Annotated in this window: 11 protein-coding genes and 2 tRNA genes; 5 read left to right on the top strand and 8 right to left on the bottom strand. The window is 72.7% G+C overall.

From position 1 onward, the window contains the following. Nucleotides 1–10: 10 nt before the first annotated feature. Complete coding sequence (locus tag ACZ61C_RS35480) at nt 11–1,825, bottom strand: flavin-containing monooxygenase (protein WP_465312261.1); 1,815 nt, start codon at nt 1,823–1,825, stop codon at nt 11–13. A gap of 90 nt (nt 1,826–1,915) precedes the next feature. Next, on the bottom strand, nt 1,916–3,091 hold the full coding sequence (locus ACZ61C_RS35475) for a GAF domain-containing protein (RefSeq protein WP_465312260.1): 1,176 nt from the start codon (nt 3,089–3,091) through the stop codon (nt 1,916–1,918). A 314-nt stretch (nt 3,092–3,405) separates the two neighbouring features. Between ACZ61C_RS35475 and ACZ61C_RS35470 the strand changes: the two genes are divergently transcribed. After that, nucleotides 3,406–4,416, top strand: a complete 1,011-nt coding sequence (locus ACZ61C_RS35470; RefSeq protein ID WP_465312259.1) for a TerC family protein — start codon at nt 3,406–3,408, stop codon at nt 4,414–4,416. On the opposite strand, the gene ACZ61C_RS35465 is transcribed toward ACZ61C_RS35470, so the two are convergent. Continuing rightward, nucleotides 4,396–4,812, bottom strand: a complete 417-nt coding sequence (locus ACZ61C_RS35465; RefSeq protein ID WP_465312258.1) for a VOC family protein — start codon at nt 4,810–4,812, stop codon at nt 4,396–4,398. The genes ACZ61C_RS35470 and ACZ61C_RS35465 overlap by 21 nt on opposite strands. A 22-nt stretch (nt 4,813–4,834) precedes the next feature. Here ACZ61C_RS35465 and ACZ61C_RS35460 point away from each other — a divergent pair, with 22 nt between their 5' ends. Then, entirely contained in the window at nt 4,835–5,500 is a 666-nt protein-coding gene (locus ACZ61C_RS35460) for a GntR family transcriptional regulator (RefSeq protein WP_465312257.1), read from the top strand. A 72-nt stretch (nt 5,501–5,572) separates the two neighbouring features. Here ACZ61C_RS35460 and ACZ61C_RS35455 read toward each other — a convergent pair whose 3' ends face one another. Continuing rightward, nucleotides 5,573–7,525, bottom strand: coding sequence for a DNA/RNA non-specific endonuclease (locus ACZ61C_RS35455; RefSeq protein WP_465312256.1), 1,953 nt, complete (start codon nt 7,523–7,525; stop codon nt 5,573–5,575). A 262-nt stretch (nt 7,526–7,787) separates the two neighbouring features. Between ACZ61C_RS35455 and ACZ61C_RS35450 the strand changes: the two genes are divergently transcribed. Next, the gene (locus ACZ61C_RS35450; RefSeq protein WP_465312357.1) at nt 7,788–8,783 is read left to right on the top strand and encodes a zinc-dependent alcohol dehydrogenase; all 996 of its coding nucleotides are present in this window, start codon (nt 7,788–7,790) and stop codon (nt 8,781–8,783) included. On the opposite strand, the gene ACZ61C_RS35445 is transcribed toward ACZ61C_RS35450, so the two are convergent. Beyond that, the gene (locus ACZ61C_RS35445) at nt 8,780–10,270 is read right to left on the bottom strand and encodes an adenylate/guanylate cyclase domain-containing protein (protein ID WP_465312255.1); all 1,491 of its coding nucleotides are present in this window, start codon (nt 10,268–10,270) and stop codon (nt 8,780–8,782) included. The two genes, ACZ61C_RS35450 and ACZ61C_RS35445, sit on opposite strands and share 4 nt — an antisense overlap. A gap of 183 nt (nt 10,271–10,453) precedes the next feature. Here ACZ61C_RS35445 and ACZ61C_RS35440 point away from each other — a divergent pair, with 183 nt between their 5' ends. After that, nucleotides 10,454–11,362 carry an AurF N-oxygenase family protein gene (locus tag ACZ61C_RS35440; protein WP_465312254.1) on the top strand — a complete coding sequence of 303 codons (909 nt, stop codon included), beginning with the start codon at nt 10,454–10,456 and terminating at the stop codon, nt 11,360–11,362. 4 nt (nt 11,363–11,366) lie between these two features. After that, nucleotides 11,367–12,869 (top strand): FAD-dependent oxidoreductase, encoded by a 1,503-nt coding sequence (locus ACZ61C_RS35435; protein ID WP_465312253.1) that lies wholly within the window; start codon nt 11,367–11,369, stop codon nt 12,867–12,869. 3 nt (nt 12,870–12,872) lie between these two features. Here ACZ61C_RS35435 and ACZ61C_RS35430 read toward each other — a convergent pair whose 3' ends face one another. The 3 genes from ACZ61C_RS35430 to ACZ61C_RS35420 form a co-directional block, all read right to left on the bottom strand. Beyond that, the gene (locus tag ACZ61C_RS35430) at nt 12,873–15,149 is read right to left on the bottom strand and encodes a hypothetical protein (RefSeq protein WP_465312252.1); all 2,277 of its coding nucleotides are present in this window, start codon (nt 15,147–15,149) and stop codon (nt 12,873–12,875) included. A gap of 23 nt (nt 15,150–15,172) precedes the next feature. Then, nucleotides 15,173–15,244 (bottom strand) — tRNA-OTHER (locus tag ACZ61C_RS35425). Between the two features lie 8 nt (nt 15,245–15,252). Then, nucleotides 15,253–15,324: transfer RNA gene (locus ACZ61C_RS35420), tRNA-Thr, on the bottom strand. Between the last annotated feature and the right edge of the window lie 13 nt (nt 15,325–15,337).

Genomic DNA, 15,337 nt, shown 5'->3' with positions numbered 1-15,337 from the left:
CGCTGTCGTCCTAGGCCAGGTGGTGCACCTCCTGCAGCCCGTAGACCGGCGTCGGCAGGCCTTCCGCCCGCGCCTTCAGCTGCAACGCCAGGTACAGCGAATAATGCCGGGACTGGTGCAGGTTCCCGCCGTGGAACCAGAGCCCTTCCTGCTGGGTGGGCTTCCACATGTTGCGCTGCTCGCCTTCCCACGGGCCCGGGTCCTTCGTCGTGTCCGAGCCCAGGCCCCAGACCTTGCCGACCTTGTCGGCGACCTCCTGGCTGATCAGGTCCGCCGCCCAGCCGTTCATCGAGCCGTAGCCCGTCGCGTAGACGACCAGGTCCGCCTCCAGTTCGGTGCCGTCTTCGAGGACCACGGACGTCTCGGTCAGCGAGGTGACCTGGCCGTGCGCCAGCTTGACGTCGCCGTTGGCCACCAGGTCGGCCGCGCCGACGTCGATGTAGTAGCCGGAGCCGCGGCGCAGGTACTTCATGAACAGGCCGGAGTCGTCGTCACCCCAGTCGTGGCGGAAGCCCGCCGCTTCGAGGCGGTCGTAGAACTCCTGGTCGCGGTCCTTGATCGCGGCGTACACCGGCTGCTGGAACGTGTGCATGATCCGGTAGGGCAGCGAAGCGAAGGTCAGGTCGGCTTTCTGCGTCGTCATGCCCGCGGCGAGCGCGCGCTCCGAATAGAGGTCGCCGAGCCCGAGGTCCATCAGCGAGTCCGACCGCACGATGTGCGTCGAGCTGCGCTGGACCATGGTGACGTCGGCGCCGGCCTCCCACAGCGCGCCGCAGATGTCGAACGCGGAGTTGTTGGACCCGACGATGACGGCTTTCTTGCCGCGGTAGGCGTCCGGCCCCGGGTGCTGGGAGCTGTGGTGCTGGTCGCCGCGGAAGCGATCCTGACCGGGCAGCACGGGAACGTTGGCCTTGCCCGACATGCCGGTCGCCAAGACCAGCTGCTTCGGCTTGAGGACGACCTCTTCGCCGTCGCGGTCGAGGACGACCGTCCATTCCTTCGCTTCTTCGTCGTAGGAGGCGCTCTTACAGGTCGTCGACGACCAGTAGTTCACCTCCATGACCTTCGTGTACATCTCCAGCCAGTCGGCAATCTTGTCCTTCGGCGCGAACACCGGCCAGGTGCGCGGGAAGTCGAGGTAGGGCAGGTGGTCGTACCAGACCGGGTCGTGCAGGCACAGCGACTTGTACCGCCCGCGCCACTGGTCGCCGGGGCGGGCGTGCCGGTCGACGACGACGTGCGGCACGCCGAGCTGGCGCAGCCGGGCGCCCAGCGCGATCCCGCCCTGCCCGCCGCCGATGACCACGACGTACGGCTGGGTGGTCGTCCCCAGCTCCTCTGCCTCCGCCCGCCGCGCCTCGGCCCAGGTGACGCGGTCGCGGTGGATGCCGTGCTCGGCGCCCTTCGGCCGGGTCGTGCCGAGCGGCTCCTCGTGGCCCTTGAGCTCGTGCAACGTCGTGAGGAAGGTGAACGCGCCTTCGTCGGTGAGCCGCAGGTGACCGCGCCCGCGCCCGGCGGCGGTCTCGAAGCCGATCCAGGATTCGACCACGCCGTCGTTCTCGGTGGGCTCTTCGGTGGGGTGGAAGCCGGTCGCCTCGGCGGTGTCCATCGTGGCGAGGAGGAGGTCCTTCACGCCGTCGCGGTTCTCGACGGTCTTGAGGTTCCAGGTGAACGCGACGAGGTCGCGCCAGAACGACGTCGTGGCGAAGAGGGCGGCGGCCCGGTCGGCGTCACGGGCCGCGAGCGCGGCCTCGAAGTCGGCGAGCCAGCCTTCGACGCGCTGCCGGGCGCCGACCGCGGCGGCCGGTTCGAGGGTCTGGGTCATGAGCGGACCTCCCCGTCTCGGGCACCGTCTTCGTCGGCGGCGCGCTCTGCGCAGCCAACACCGCCGGCCGGGCCCGGGGAAAGGGTTGCCCTAGGGTTGCATCAGGACGACGTCGACCCCGTCGGCGATCCGGTACGGCCGCGCGAGCAGCAGGCCGCCGACCACCTTGCGCAGCCGGGACAGCTCGGCACGCACGGTCACCAGGTGCGTGCGGTCGCCGTAGAGCGTCTCCGACAGCTGCGCGGCCGACACCCCGGCCGGGCCGGCGGTCGCGATCAGGCGCAGCAGGTCCGCCTGGCGGCGGCCGAGCGGGTGCGTCCAGCGCACCGAGCCCTCGACGATCGCCCGCGGCGGATCGAGCTCGAGCGTCAGGCGCAGGGCTTCGCCGCGGCTCGGCCGCAGCAGCCAGCCGCCGGGCACCGGCTCGGGCTCGCACGCCCCGACGCCGCGGACCGCGACCGGCACCCCCTGGCGGGGAACGGCGACCCGGTCGATCCCGGGGGCCCCGCTCTGCGCCGCGACCCAGCCGTGGTCGTCGACGACGAGCCCGGGCCCGCTCCCGAGCACGTGCCCGGACAGCTGCCGGAGACCTTCCAGCCGCATTTCGTGACGCTGCCGCAGGACGGCCTCGGCGAGCCGCACCGACGTCCCGACCAGCGCGACGGTCATCGGGTGGACCGTCTCGGCCGGCCCGCTGACGTCGACGATCCCGAGCAGCTCGCCGGTGCGCGGGTCGTGCACGGGGTAGGCGGTGCAGGCCCAGGTGTGGTGCGAGCGCACGAAGTGCTCGGCCGCGAACATCTGCACGGGCGCGGCTTCGGCGAGCGCGGTGCCGATCGCGTTGCTGCCGATCGCGGGCTCGGACCAGGTGGCGCCTTCGGTGAAGCCGAGCGAGTCGGCCCGGTGCCGGACCCGGCGCGCCCCTTCGCGCCAAAGCACAACACCGTCGGCGTCGGTGACGACCATCAGGTGGTGCGCGTCCTCGGCGACCGACGTCAGCGCGCCCCGCAGCTCCGGCAGGACTTCGCGCAGCCGGCTGCGGGTCCGCCGCCGTTCGACCTCGGCGGCGTCGACCGGGTCGGACGCGGGCGGCCGGTCGGGGTCCACACCCTGCGCGGCGACGCGGCGCCAGGAGCGGGCGACGAGCCGCCGCGGGGCGGTCTCGGGCGGCCGTCCGGCGAGGACGGCGTCGTGGATGCCCGCCAGCAGCCGGGCGTGCCCGGCGACGTCGGTGCCGGGCCGGACCGCGCAGACTCCTTCGTCCACCGCCACCTCCAGGGCCGCCTCCCACGGTACTCCGCCGACCGTTACGAACCCGACCACAGCCACGGCCGAATGACTTTGCATCGATGGTCACCACCGCGAAAGGGTCGGCCTGCTTTTGGCCGGATTCGTAACCCGCAGGTGCGGGGGTGGGGCAACCTCGGCGCAACGTCCGGAGTGGCGGCCGGCGGCAACCGACTGTACGGTCCGTGACCGGGCCGCACCCACCGTCACCGTGGCGGTCCACAGTGGACGGCACGGGCGAGCGATCCGGACCTTCCGTACAATCGGGACAAACGACCGAAGTAGGGGAGCGGATGGGCATCGGTGTCGGCACCTGGGTTCTCACCATCGGCGTGATCCTGGCGCTGCTCGCGATCGACCTCGTGATCGCCGCGCTCCGGCCGCACCGGGTCGGGTTCGGGGAGGCGGTCGCGTGGTCGGTGGGGTACATCCTCGTCGCCGTCGCCTTCGGGGTCTGGCTGACGCTGGCCCACGGCGGTGAGTTCGGCGCCGAGTACTTCGCCGGCTACATCGTCGAGAAGAGCCTGTCGGTCGACAACCTGTTCGTGTTCGTGATCATCATGACGACGTTCGCCGTCCCCGAGGAGCACCAGCACAAGGTGCTCACCTTCGGCATCGTGCTGGCGCTGGTCATGCGGGCGATCTTCATCGCGCTCGGCGCGACGCTGCTGGCGTTGTTCTCGTTCATGTTCCTGCTGTTCGGCCTGCTGCTGATCTACACCGGCGTGCAGCTGTTCCGCCACCGCGACGCCGACCCCGACATCGAGACCAACCTGGTGGTCCGCACCGCGCGGCGGCTGCTGCCGGTCTCCGACACCTACGACGGCGGCCGGCTGACCACCACGGTGGCGGGCCGCCGGGCGGTCACGCCGCTGGTGGTCGTCCTGGTCGCGATCGGCGGGGTGGACCTGCTGTTCGCGCTCGACTCGATCCCGGCCGTGTTCGGCGTGACCGAAGAGCCCTACATCGTGTTCGCCGCGAACGCGTTCGCGCTGCTGGGCCTGCGGGCGCTGTACTTCCTGGTGAAGGGCCTGCTCGACCGGCTCGTGTACCTCTCCGCCGGGCTCGCGGTGATCCTCGCGTTCATCGGCGTGAAGCTGATCCTCCACTGGGCGCACGTCGACATCGACGAGCGCGTCCCGGAGATCGCGACGCCGGTGAGCCTCGCGGTGATCATCGGTGTCCTGGCCGTCGTGACGATCGCCAGTCTCATCAAGACTCGCAACGACCCGGCCGCGAAGGCGCACCCGGGCTCGCTGCGCGCGTCCGACACGTCGAGCCGTTCAGACGGCGAAGACCTGTGAGTCGTCCGCGAAGGCCTTGAACTCCAGGGCGTTCCCGGCGGGGTCGAGCAGGAACATCGTCCACTGCTCGCCGGGCTGTCCCTCGAACCGCAGGTAGGGCTCGATCACGAACCGCGTCCCGGCGGCGCGCAGGCGCTCGGCGAGGGTGTGGAACTCCTCGACGGTGAGCAGCAGGCCGAAGTGCGGCACCGGCACGTCGTGGCCGTCGACCGGGTTGTGGGCCCGCTCGGGCGCGCTCGCGGCCAGGTGCGTGACGAACTGGTGGCCGTGTAGGTTCCAGTCGACCCAGCGCTCCGCGCTGCGGCCCTGCTCGAGCCCGAGGACTTCGCCGTAGAAGCGGCGGGCGGCGTCGAGGTCGTCGACCGGCACGGCCAGGTGGAAGCGGGGGATGCTCATGTCCTGATGTTAACATTCCGACATGAGCAGAACGGCCCAGGTCACGCCCGCCCGCCGGCGGGGGCTCGCCGACGAGGTCGCCGACCGCATCCGCGACGCCGTCTTCGACGGGGTCTACCCGCCCGGCAGCCAGCTGCGCGAGGTGGAGCTGGCGGCGGCGCTCGGGGTCAGCCGCGGGCCGGTGCGGGAGGCACTGCTGCGGCTGGAGCGCGAAGGCCTGGTGCGCGGCGAATGGCACCGGGGCACCACGGTGACCGCACTGTCCGATGAGGACGTCGCCGAGCTGGACAGCCTGCGGGCGGCGCTCGAACAGCTCGCCGTCGCGCTGGTGGCCGAGCGCGCGTCCGACGCCGAGCTGGCCACGATCGACGACGCCGTGCGGCGCATGGAGCGCGCGGCCGACGAGCACGAGATGGTCCGCTGCGACCTGGGTTTCCACGACGCGGTCTACGCCGCCTCCGGGCACCGGCGTCTGCGCGAGGCCTGGGAGGCGATCCGCTCGCAGGTGCACCTGTTCCTGCTGACCCGGATCGGCGTGGACACCGAGGGATACCTGGCGGGCATCCCCGCCGAACACCGGCAGCTCGCCGACGCGCTGCGGGCGCGGGAGAAGGAGGCGGCGCTCGAGCTGTTCGCCGAGCACCGCCGCCACGCCTTCGACATCCTCGCCGGCCGCGCGCCGGGCTGACCCGGCGACGCTCGGCCGGGTACGTTCGCCGTGTTCGGGCAGGGCCGCCGGGGCCGCGCCGGGCCGACCCGGTCAGAGCACCAGGTCGGCCAGGTCCCGGATCTCCTTGGCCTCGCTCGTCGACTCCAGGCCGGTCAGCGGGTCGGCGGCGGGCAGCTCCCCGAACGACAGCCCGGTCAGCTCGGCGATCCGCCGGACCGGCACCTGGTAGGTGCGGTAGGCGCCGTAGCTGAACTCGGTCGCGGCCTCCAGGCCCTTGATCAGCTCCTCCTGGCTCAGCAGGTACGCCGTCGCCGACAGGGTGCCGTCGGACTTCACCATCACGACGACCTTCCAGAACTGCCGGGGGAGCCGCACTCCTCGGTAGGCGTCGTCGTCCGCGGCCAGCACCGGGCCGGTGACCACCGTGACCTTGAGGTCGGCGTTGTCGGCGTTCTTCAGCACGTAGTCCTCGAGCCCGGCCCACGTCGTCTTGTTCTGGTTGAAGTCCTTGTGCTGCGGTGAGCAGTTCGTGAAGTGGAACGTGTCGTCGTTGCCGAGCTGGGCGATCGCCTCGGTCGTGCCCCACGCCGGGTCGAGGCGGCGGACCAGGTGCCCGCGGTCGAGCGGGTTGTCCCGGTAGATCTCCTCGCCGATCTGCTCGGTGACGGCCACGCGCGGGTCGAGCGACCAGTGGTCGGCTTCGCGGTGCAGCGCCCGGCTGTGGCGCCCGTCGATGTTGACTGCGGTGAAGAACGCCAGCCCCCGCTCCTTGTTCATGACGAGGCTGAAGTGGCGGTAGGGCAGGACGTACCGCGGCTCGCTCGTGGCCTGCCGGTTGGTGGCCGCCAGCGGCACCATCGAGTCGGACAGCTCGGGCAGCGGAACCGTGTGCCCGGGCAGGAAGTCCGGGTCGTACCCCTCGCGGTTCGAGTAGTCCGGGTCGATCCGGCCGGTCGCTGGGGTCGCGGCGACGGCGGGCGCCTCGGCGCGCAGCCGGATGTCGACCGGCATCGTGAGGGTGAGCACCTGCGGGCCCGCCTCCACCACCGGCCGGGCCGGCTTCGCGCGTTCGGGGCGGGTGGAGAGCCGGTCGACGAGCGCCTGCTGCGCGGGCGGGAACTGCTTGCCCTGCAAGAATCCCAGCAGCCTGCTGACCCGGATCCCCTCGTTGAGGAAGTTGCCGAACTCGGCGTGGCCGTCGGCGCGGACGCTGGCGTGGTGCAGCGCGACGATCTCCCACTGGTCGTTGAACACCGGCGAGCCCGACGATCCCGGCTCGGTGTCGGTTTCGTAGTGCAGGAACTGCTCGAGGACGTCGACGATCCGGTTCTCCCGCAGGGCGACCTGCTTCTTCAGGCCCTGCGGGTGCTGGATGATCGTGACGAAGTCGCCGACGATCGCCTTGCCCTCGGTCCCGATCAGCCGGTTGAACCCGAAGGGGCCCAGCTCGTCGGCGGTCGCCTTCACCGCCACGAGCGCAAAATCGAGGTCTTCGTCGGCGACGAAGAAGCGGTCCGGGTCGAAGCCGAACGCCCGCACCGGCCGGGGCAGGCCGTCGACGCCGTCCTGGTAGTCGAACTCGATGAGGCTGAACCCGGCGGTCGCGGCGTCGGGGAGCACGTGGTGGTTGGTGAGCAGCAGGTCCGGCGAGACGAGCGAGCCCGTGCCGTAGCCGACGAGCCGGCCACGTCCGTCGCGGATGTTCACCCGGCCGACGGCGGCCGAGGCCGTGACGCCGCCTTCGAGGTACCCGACGCCGAGCAGGTCGTTGGTGAGGATGATCCGTTCGAGGATCGCGCCCGCGGCGGTCATCGCGGCCGGGTCGCCGGCGGCGATCGCCGCGGGGCTGACCGGCCGCACGTCGGGGTAGTACCGGCCGAGCCGGTCGATCCGGGTGGCCACGCGGCTCGGCTCGTCGGCGAGGGCGATCCCGCCCTTTTCCCGCAGCAGCGCGATCTTCGCCTGCCGCTGCCCGGTGCGGCGCGCGGCGCGGCCGGCGACGGCCTCCTGCTGTTCGGACGGTCGTTCGGTCTGCACGTCCACGGTGCCTCCCCGGGTGGCTTTTCCGGCGGTGCGGAAACATCGCGTTGCTCATCCGGCCTGAAGCAGGCCGATGAGCAACCATCGGCTCGGTAGTCGGTTTCGCCCGGACCGCGTTACACGATTTCCCGCGTGTCGGAAGGAGTTTCTTTTCAGTGCACCCGGCGTTGTTCTTGCGCCATTTCGAAGAATGGGGAAAATAACCGTCCGCCGCCACGATGTGCGGGCCGCACCACCGGGGTGCGAGCATGCGGGTATGTCTTCCATGCGTGCCTTCGTGCTCACCGGGCCCCGGCGGGGCGAGGTCCTCGAGGTGCCCTCGCCCGAGCCCGCGCCGGGCGAGGTCGTCGTCGACGTCGAACGCGCCGGCGTCTGCGGCACCGACGTCGAGTTCTTCACCGGCGAGATGGCCTACCTGCGCGAGGGGCACGCCACCTTCCCGATGCGGCTGGGGCACGAGTGGGCGGGCCGGGTGTCCGCGGCCGGCGCCGGGGTGGACCCCGCGTGGCTCGGCCGCCGCGTCATGGGCGACACCATGCTCGGCGACCGGACCTGCCGCCGCTGCCGGCGCGGGCACCAGCACACCTGCGAAAACCGCCAGGAGGTCGGGATCCGGGGCGGCCGGGCCGGGGCGCTGGCCGAACGGCTTGCCGTGCCCGCGTGGTCCCTCCACGCGCTGCCCGACGAGGTCGACGCCGTGCTCGGCGCGCTCGTCGAGCCGGGTGGCAACGCGCTGCGGGCCGCGCGGGCGACGAACGCCGGCGAGGGTGACCGCGTGCTGGTGCTCGGTCCCGGCACGATCGGGCTGCTGACCGCGCTGTTCCTGCGGGCGGCCGGCGCCGAGGTGCACCTGCTGGGCCAGGAGCCGCTCGCGTTCGCCCGCGGCCTCGGGTTCACGGAGACCTGGACCCGCGAGACCCTCCCGGACCTGCCCTTCGACGCGGTGGTCGACGCCTCGGGCGCGGCCGAGCTGCCCGCGCTCGCGGTCGAGGTGGTCGAGCCGGCCGGCCGGATCGTCTACATCGGACTGTCCGCGCGGCCGAGCACGATCGACACCCGTGCCTTGGTGATGAAGGACGTCACGGCGGTCGGCGTGCTGTCCGCGTCACCCGGGCTGGCGGACACGATCACCGCCTACGCCGCCGGCACGATCGACCCGCGGCCACTCGTCGGGGCGACCGTCGGGCTGGACGGCGTGGCCGCGGTGCTCGGCGGCGAGCGGTTCGCCGCGCCCAAAGTGCACGTCGATCCGTTGCGCTAGCGGGGTGCGGCCAGGGTCGTGGGGCGGCTGCGGCCGCGCAGCGTGACGTCTTCGGTCGCGACCCACCGGGCCGTTTCTTCTTCCGCCGCCGAGGAAACCGCCGTCCACGAGGCCAGCAGCCGGCCCGGCGCGTTCTTCGCCAGCTCGGTGAGCCGGGCGGCTTCGTTGACCGGGTCGCCGATCACCGTGTACTCGAAGCGGCGCGGGTCGCCGACGTTGCCCGCGACCGCGTCGCCGGTCGCGACGCCGATGCCGGCCGGGCCGTCGGGCACCTCGGCGGCCAGCCGGCGGGCGATCGCGCGGGCGGCGGCCAGCGCGCAGGTCGCGTGGTCGCCGAGCGGGGCCGGTGCCCCGAAGACGGCCAGCGCGGCGTCGCCGACGAACTTGTTGACCAGCCCGTGGTGGCGGTCGACCTCGTCGACGACCACCGCGAAGAACCGGTTGAGCAGCCCGACGACCTCCTCGGGCGGGCGGCTCGCGGCCAGCGCCGTCGACCCGACCAGGTCGACGAACAGCACCGACACCGTGCGCACGGTGCCGCCGAGCTCCGCCGACGAGCGCATGGCCTCGACGGCGACCTCGTGCCCGACGTGCCGGCCGAACAGGTCGCGCATCCGTTCCCGTTCGGCGAGCCCGGCCACCATGTTGTTGAAGCCGGCCTGCAGCAGGCCGAGCTCGGTGCTGTCGTAGACGGGGATCTCGACGCCGAAGTCTCCGGCCCGGACGCGGCCCAGCGCGTCGCGCACCGAAGAGATCGGGCTGACGATCGCGCGGGCGGTGAACACCGTGACGAGCAGGCCGAAGCAGAGCACGACCAGGCCGAGCACGATGACCGACACGGCGAGCTTCGTCGTGGAGACGTCCCCGCGCACCCAGGCCAGCACCGCGGTGACGACCAGGCCCGCGACCGGCACGCCGGTGCCGAGGCACCAGAACAGCAGCATCCGCAGGTTCACTCCGCCGTGCACCGGCCGCGGCGGGGTCGTGTCCGCGAGGGCCAGCGCCGCGTACGGCCGCAGCGCGAGCTCGCCGAAGAGGTAGGCGATCGCGCAGACGACGACGGCGGCGAAGGCGACCACGAGGAACTCGGTGAGCACCACGGCGGGCTGGACGAGCGCGGCCAGGCCGCCGAACACCAGTGTCGCGACGCCCCACAGCACGGCCTGCACGACGGTGAGCCGCAGCGGCACCCGGAGGCTGGCGGCGCGCTCGGCGTCGTCCGGGCGGCGGCCCTCGGCCGCCCAGCGCAGGGTCCGCAGCGCGCCGCGGGTGCCCCAGAGCGTGCCGACGACCACGGCGGACACGACGTAGACCGGCACCGCGACCGTCGTCACGCGCACCAGGTCGCCGGACATGCCCGGCGCCGGCATGAGCAGCGCCGCGAGCCCAACGACGACCAGCGCGCCGATGACGTTGGTGGTGATCAGGGCGGCGGTGAGCAGCCGCTGAACGCTTTTGCGCAGCGCGGAGTCGCTTTGTGGAGGCACCGGATCCTGCCGATCGACGAAGTGAGTGAACGAATGTACACCGAACTTTTCGGGCCTGGCGAGCGACACGCCCGCGTCGACGGCGAAAAGCAGGGGCGCTCGGCGCCGGGGTGTGCACCCGTTGAAGTATGTGTTACGGTTGGTAACAGTGAACTGCGGTAACACTCGACGAGGAGGTCGGCCATGACGAGCACCAGCGAGCGCGAAACCGCCGTGTCGGACCGGGAGACCATGGCCCGGCGCCTGCTCGACTCGTCGGAGCAGCTCTCGTACGACCCCGTCAAGGAGGTCGACTGGGAGACGCCGCTCGACACCGACCACCACGGCGCGAGTCCGGAGTGGAGCACGCTCTACGGCACCTCCTACTGGGCGGACATGACGCCCGGCCAGCAGCGCGAGCTGACGCGCCAGGAGGCGGCGTCGGTGGCCAGCACCGGGATCTGGTTCGAAATGATCCTGCAGCAGATGGTGCTGCGCGACTTCTACGCCAAGGACCCGACCGACCCGGCCTTCCAGTGGGCGCTCACCGAGATCGCCGACGAATGCCGGCACTCGATCATGTTCGCCCGCGGCGCGGCGAAGCTGCGCGCGCCCGCCTACCGGCCGCGCCGGTTCGTCGTCGAGCTCGGCCGCGTCTTCAAGGCCACCGCGACCGGCGAGGCCGCCTACGCCGCGATCCTCGTCGCCGAGGAGGTCCTCGACGTCATGCAGCGCGACTGGATGCGAGACGAGCGAGTGGCGCCGTTCGTGCGCACCATCAACAACATCCACGTCGTCGAAGAGTCCCGGCACATGAAGTTCGCCCGGGAGGAAACTCGCGAGCGGCTCGAAGGCGCCGGCCGGCTGCGCCGCCAGATCAACGGCTTCGTCGTCGCGGTCGCGTCGTACTTCATCGTCACCAGCATGGTGAACCACAAGGTGTACGAGAACGCGGGGCTCGACGGCAAGCGCGCGCGGCGCGAGGCGAAGGCGAACGAGCACCACAAGTCGATGCTGCGCTCGAGCTGCTCCGGGCTGATGGAGTTCCTGCACTCCGCCGGCCTGCTGACCAAGCCGTCGCTGTGGTTCTACAAGCGCGCCAACCTCATCTGACGCCATGGCCTTCGCGATCACCCAGACCTGCTGCGCCGACGCGACCTGCGTTTCGGTCTGCCCGGTCAACTGCATCCACCCGACCCCGGACGAGCCGGACTTCGGGCGGACCGAAATGCTCTACATCGACCCGGACACCTGCATCGACTGCGGCGCCTGCGCGGACGCCTGCCCGGTCGACGCGGTCTTCCCGGCCGGTGACCTGACCGGGCCGCTGCAGGCGTACGAGGAGATCAACGCGGAGTACTACGCGGGGCGTGACGTCCTCGCCGAAGCCACCGTCGCCCCGAACTTCCACCGGTGGGCGCCGCCGGCGTTCACCCGTGTCCTCCCGAGCGACTTCGCGCCCCTTGACGTCGCGGTCGTCGGCACCGGGCCGGCGGGCATGTACACCGTCGAAGACCTGTTGCTGCACACCAACGCCCGGGTCACCCTCGTCGACCGCCTGCCGGTGGCCGGCGGCCTGATCCGCTACGGCGTCGCGCCCGACCACCCGTCGACGAAGAAGATCGGCGAGACCTTCGCCCGCTTCCACGACCACCCGCGCCTGCGGCTGCGGCTCGGCACCGAGGTCGGCCGCGACGTCACGGCCGCCGAGCTGGCCGCCCGGCACGACGCGGTGGTCTACGCGGTCGGCGCCACCGGCGCCCGGCGCCTCGGCCTGCCGGGGGAGGACCTGCCCGGCAGCCTCCCGGCGGCAGACGTCGTCGGCTGGTACAACGGCCACCCGGACGTCGACCCGGACGCCGTCGACCTCTCGGCCGAGCGGATCGTGGTGGTCGGCACCGGGAACGTCGCCCTCGACGTCGCGCGGGTGCTCACCGCGGACCCGGGCGAGCTGGCGGGCACGGCGATCGCGCCGGCCGCGCTGACCCGGCTGCGCTCGGGCAAGGTCCGCGAGGTCGTCCTGCTGGCCCGGCGCGGCCCGGAGACGGCGGCGTACACGCGGTCGGAACTGCTGGCGCTGGCCGCGCGGCCGGACGTCGACCTGGTGGTGGACAACCACGACCCGCGGATCGGGCAGGCGATCGACACCGCCTCGCCGGAGGACAAGGCGGCGCTGGTGCGCGGTTTGCCCCGGGAGGCGGTGGACTGGTCGGCGTCGCCCCCGGACGGCCGTCGCCGGGTCGTGCTGCGCTTCCACTCCGCGCCGGTGGAGTTCACCGGCGACACCGAGGTCCGCGGTGTCCGCGCGACGGGACCCGGGGGCACGGTCGAGATCACGGCGGGCCGCGTGGTCCGGGCGGCGGGGTTCCGCGGCGCGCCGGTGCCGGGCCTGCCGTTCGACGAGACCGCCGGAACCGTGCCGAACCAGGCGGGCCGCGTGGACGGCATGCCGGGAACGTATGTGGCGGGCTGGATCAAGCGCGGGCCGTCGGGCGGCATCGGCGCGAACAAGTCGTGTGCCCGCGAGACGGTGGGGGCGTTGCTCGAAGACGCCGTCGCGGGGCGTTTGCCGGTGCGGCGGAAGGGCGCGGGGTTAGCGGCGAAGCTGCTTCGCCGCTAACCCTCACCGGCCGCGGAGGTCCGGCAGGAACCAGTGCGTTCCCGTCGTCCAGCCGAGGAACCGCCGGCCGGGGCCGCCTTCGACCTCTCCGTCCGCGGTGAACTCACCGCCCGCCACGACGTGCGCCAGACCGGTCACCGCCGGGCCGAACCGGGCGGCCAGGCCCGCGCGGTCCACCGACTCGGCCAGCCGCTCCACCGCCGCCCGCTGGGCCGGCTCGGCGCAGAAGCTCAGGAAGAAGAGCGCCTGCCGCCACGCGTAGGCGGCGTTCTTCACCGCCTGCAGGGCCGCGTGCCGGTGGTCGACCCGCATCGCCAGGCGGCGCACCACCCACGTGAACACCTCGCCGGCCAGCTCCGGCGCCGAGTCCCGGACCCGCTCCCGCAGGCCCAGCGTCTCCACCAGGACGGCGAGGTTCTGCGTCGTGAGGATCTGGCTCTGCTCCAGCACCGTGCCGTTGGCGGCGACCGAACCGAACCCCGGCCTCGGGCGCGCCTCGGCCGCCCGGGCCACGCAGACGTCGGCGAAGTCGTCGGCCGTCCGCCGGGCGAACGCGCGGAACCGGCGCGGGCTCGGCGTCGTCGCCCACGTTTCGGGCAGGGCGTAGTACCGCGCGTACAGCGTGCCGGCCAGCGCCCGGCTCGTGGCTTCCGCCGCCGTGCGCCACTTCGCGGTGAACGTGCCCATGAAGATGTCGGCCGCGACCTCCTCCACCAGCGGCATCGGCGACCCGGCCTGCTTGGCCAGCGCCCCCAGCTCACGCACCAGGGTGTTCGGCAGGATCGCCTGCGGAAACGCCCCGAGCGCGAGCAGCACCGTCTGGTCCAGCGTGTGCCGCGCCGCCCGGGCGGCGTCCGGACGGCGGACCCGCACCGGTTCGAGCGCGCGCACCCACGGCAGCTCCTCGATGCCGACCTGGTGCTCGAGGTCGAGCAGCAACAGCCCCCGACGACGCCGGAAAGCCGCGTACGTCTGCGCGTACAACCCGGCGAGCCGGCCGTCCGCGAAGTTCGCGGCCAGCAGCTGCGCGGTGATCTGCGGCAGGACCGTGGCGAGCACGTCGCCCGAGGTGATCACGCCCGAGGCGATCAGCTCCTCGATCGGCGCCTCGAGCGCGCGGCTGACCTTCGCGACCAGGTGCGGCGGCGCGTCTTCGACGACACTGCCGAGGTCCGGGAGCCCGCCGTCGGCCGGGTAGCGGTCCAGGCGTTCGGCCAGCGCGGTCGCGAGCTCGGCGTACGTCGGCCGCGCGGCGACCGCCGCCTGGATCGCCCGCAGCGCGGCGCGCGGCTCGGACCCCGGCTCGCCGTGCTTGGTGACGGTGTTCGCCAGGGCCCGCCGGATCCAGCCGACGTCCCGGCCGGTCAGGGCCGCGCTGTCGTGTTCGCACGCCAGCAGAGCCCGGTGCAGCCGGGCGAAGTTGCTCTTCGGATGGGTGTGCGCCGACGACGCCGTGTGCCGCGCACTCGCCGTGGCGTAGTCCGCCAGCCACTGCGCGCGGCGCTGGGCCCAGTCCGCCGGCCACGCACGGCACGGCCAGCCGCCGGTGACCGCGCCGGCCTCGGTCAGCCGGGGCAGCTCGCCGTCGACCGTGTCGCACCACAACGCCACCAGCCGGTCGAAGAGCGGGTGCCAGACGCGCAGGGTTTCGCGCATCGCCGTGATCGTGGGCTTGGTGGCCGCCGCGTGCAGGGACGACCGGACTTCGCCGACCGTGGTCAGCCGCACGAGCGCGCCCGGGGGCCGCGGCGCGGCGCCGGGCAGCGGGGCCAGGCGCAGGCGGTGCATCAGCGGCCGGAGCTCGGCGACCAGGTCGAGCGCGGCTTCGGCGTGGCCGTGGTCCAGCAGCCACACGACCACCGGCAGCGCGGCGTCCTCGGGGACCTCGACCCGGTAGGCCTCGGTGGCGAGCGCGGCGCGCAGCGTGGCCAGCCCCGCGTCGGTGAGGTACCAGAGGTTGAGCCGCTCGCGGTCGGTCGTGCCCGGGCCGTCGGCGGGCAGGGCGGCTTCGTCGGGGTGCAGCGGGACTTCGGCGAGGAACCGGCCGGTCGCGAACCCGCCGTGCGCGACTTCGAGGGTCACCCACGCCGGGGTGTCCGCGACCGGTGTCCGCGAGCCGATCCGCAGTGTGCCGTCGGCCATTCCGGCCAGGACCTCCCGCCACCGGCCGGCCTTCGCCCGCGCACGGTGGCGCGCGGCACTGTCCTTCGCGGACCCCGCGGTGCGCAGTGCGCGTTCGAGCTGCCCGTGGGCGTAGCCCGGCGACGCCGTGTGTTCCATGTGGACTCCCCCTGCCGTACGAGACTCGGAGGCAGGGGTCGAACCTGCGCCCTCCCGGAAGGAGCCGGGTGTTCTGCCTGCTGAACTACTCCGAGTGGAGGGGACATGGAGGCAGGACTCGAACCTGCGCCCTCCCGGTTACGAGCCGGGTGATCTGCCGCTGATCTACTCCATGGTTTCCCCGCGGG

Source organism: Amycolatopsis sp. NPDC104587, from assembly GCF_055583645.1.
The sequence above is the reverse complement of the archived record's forward strand: the minus strand, read 5'-3'. Positions and strand labels throughout refer to the sequence as shown.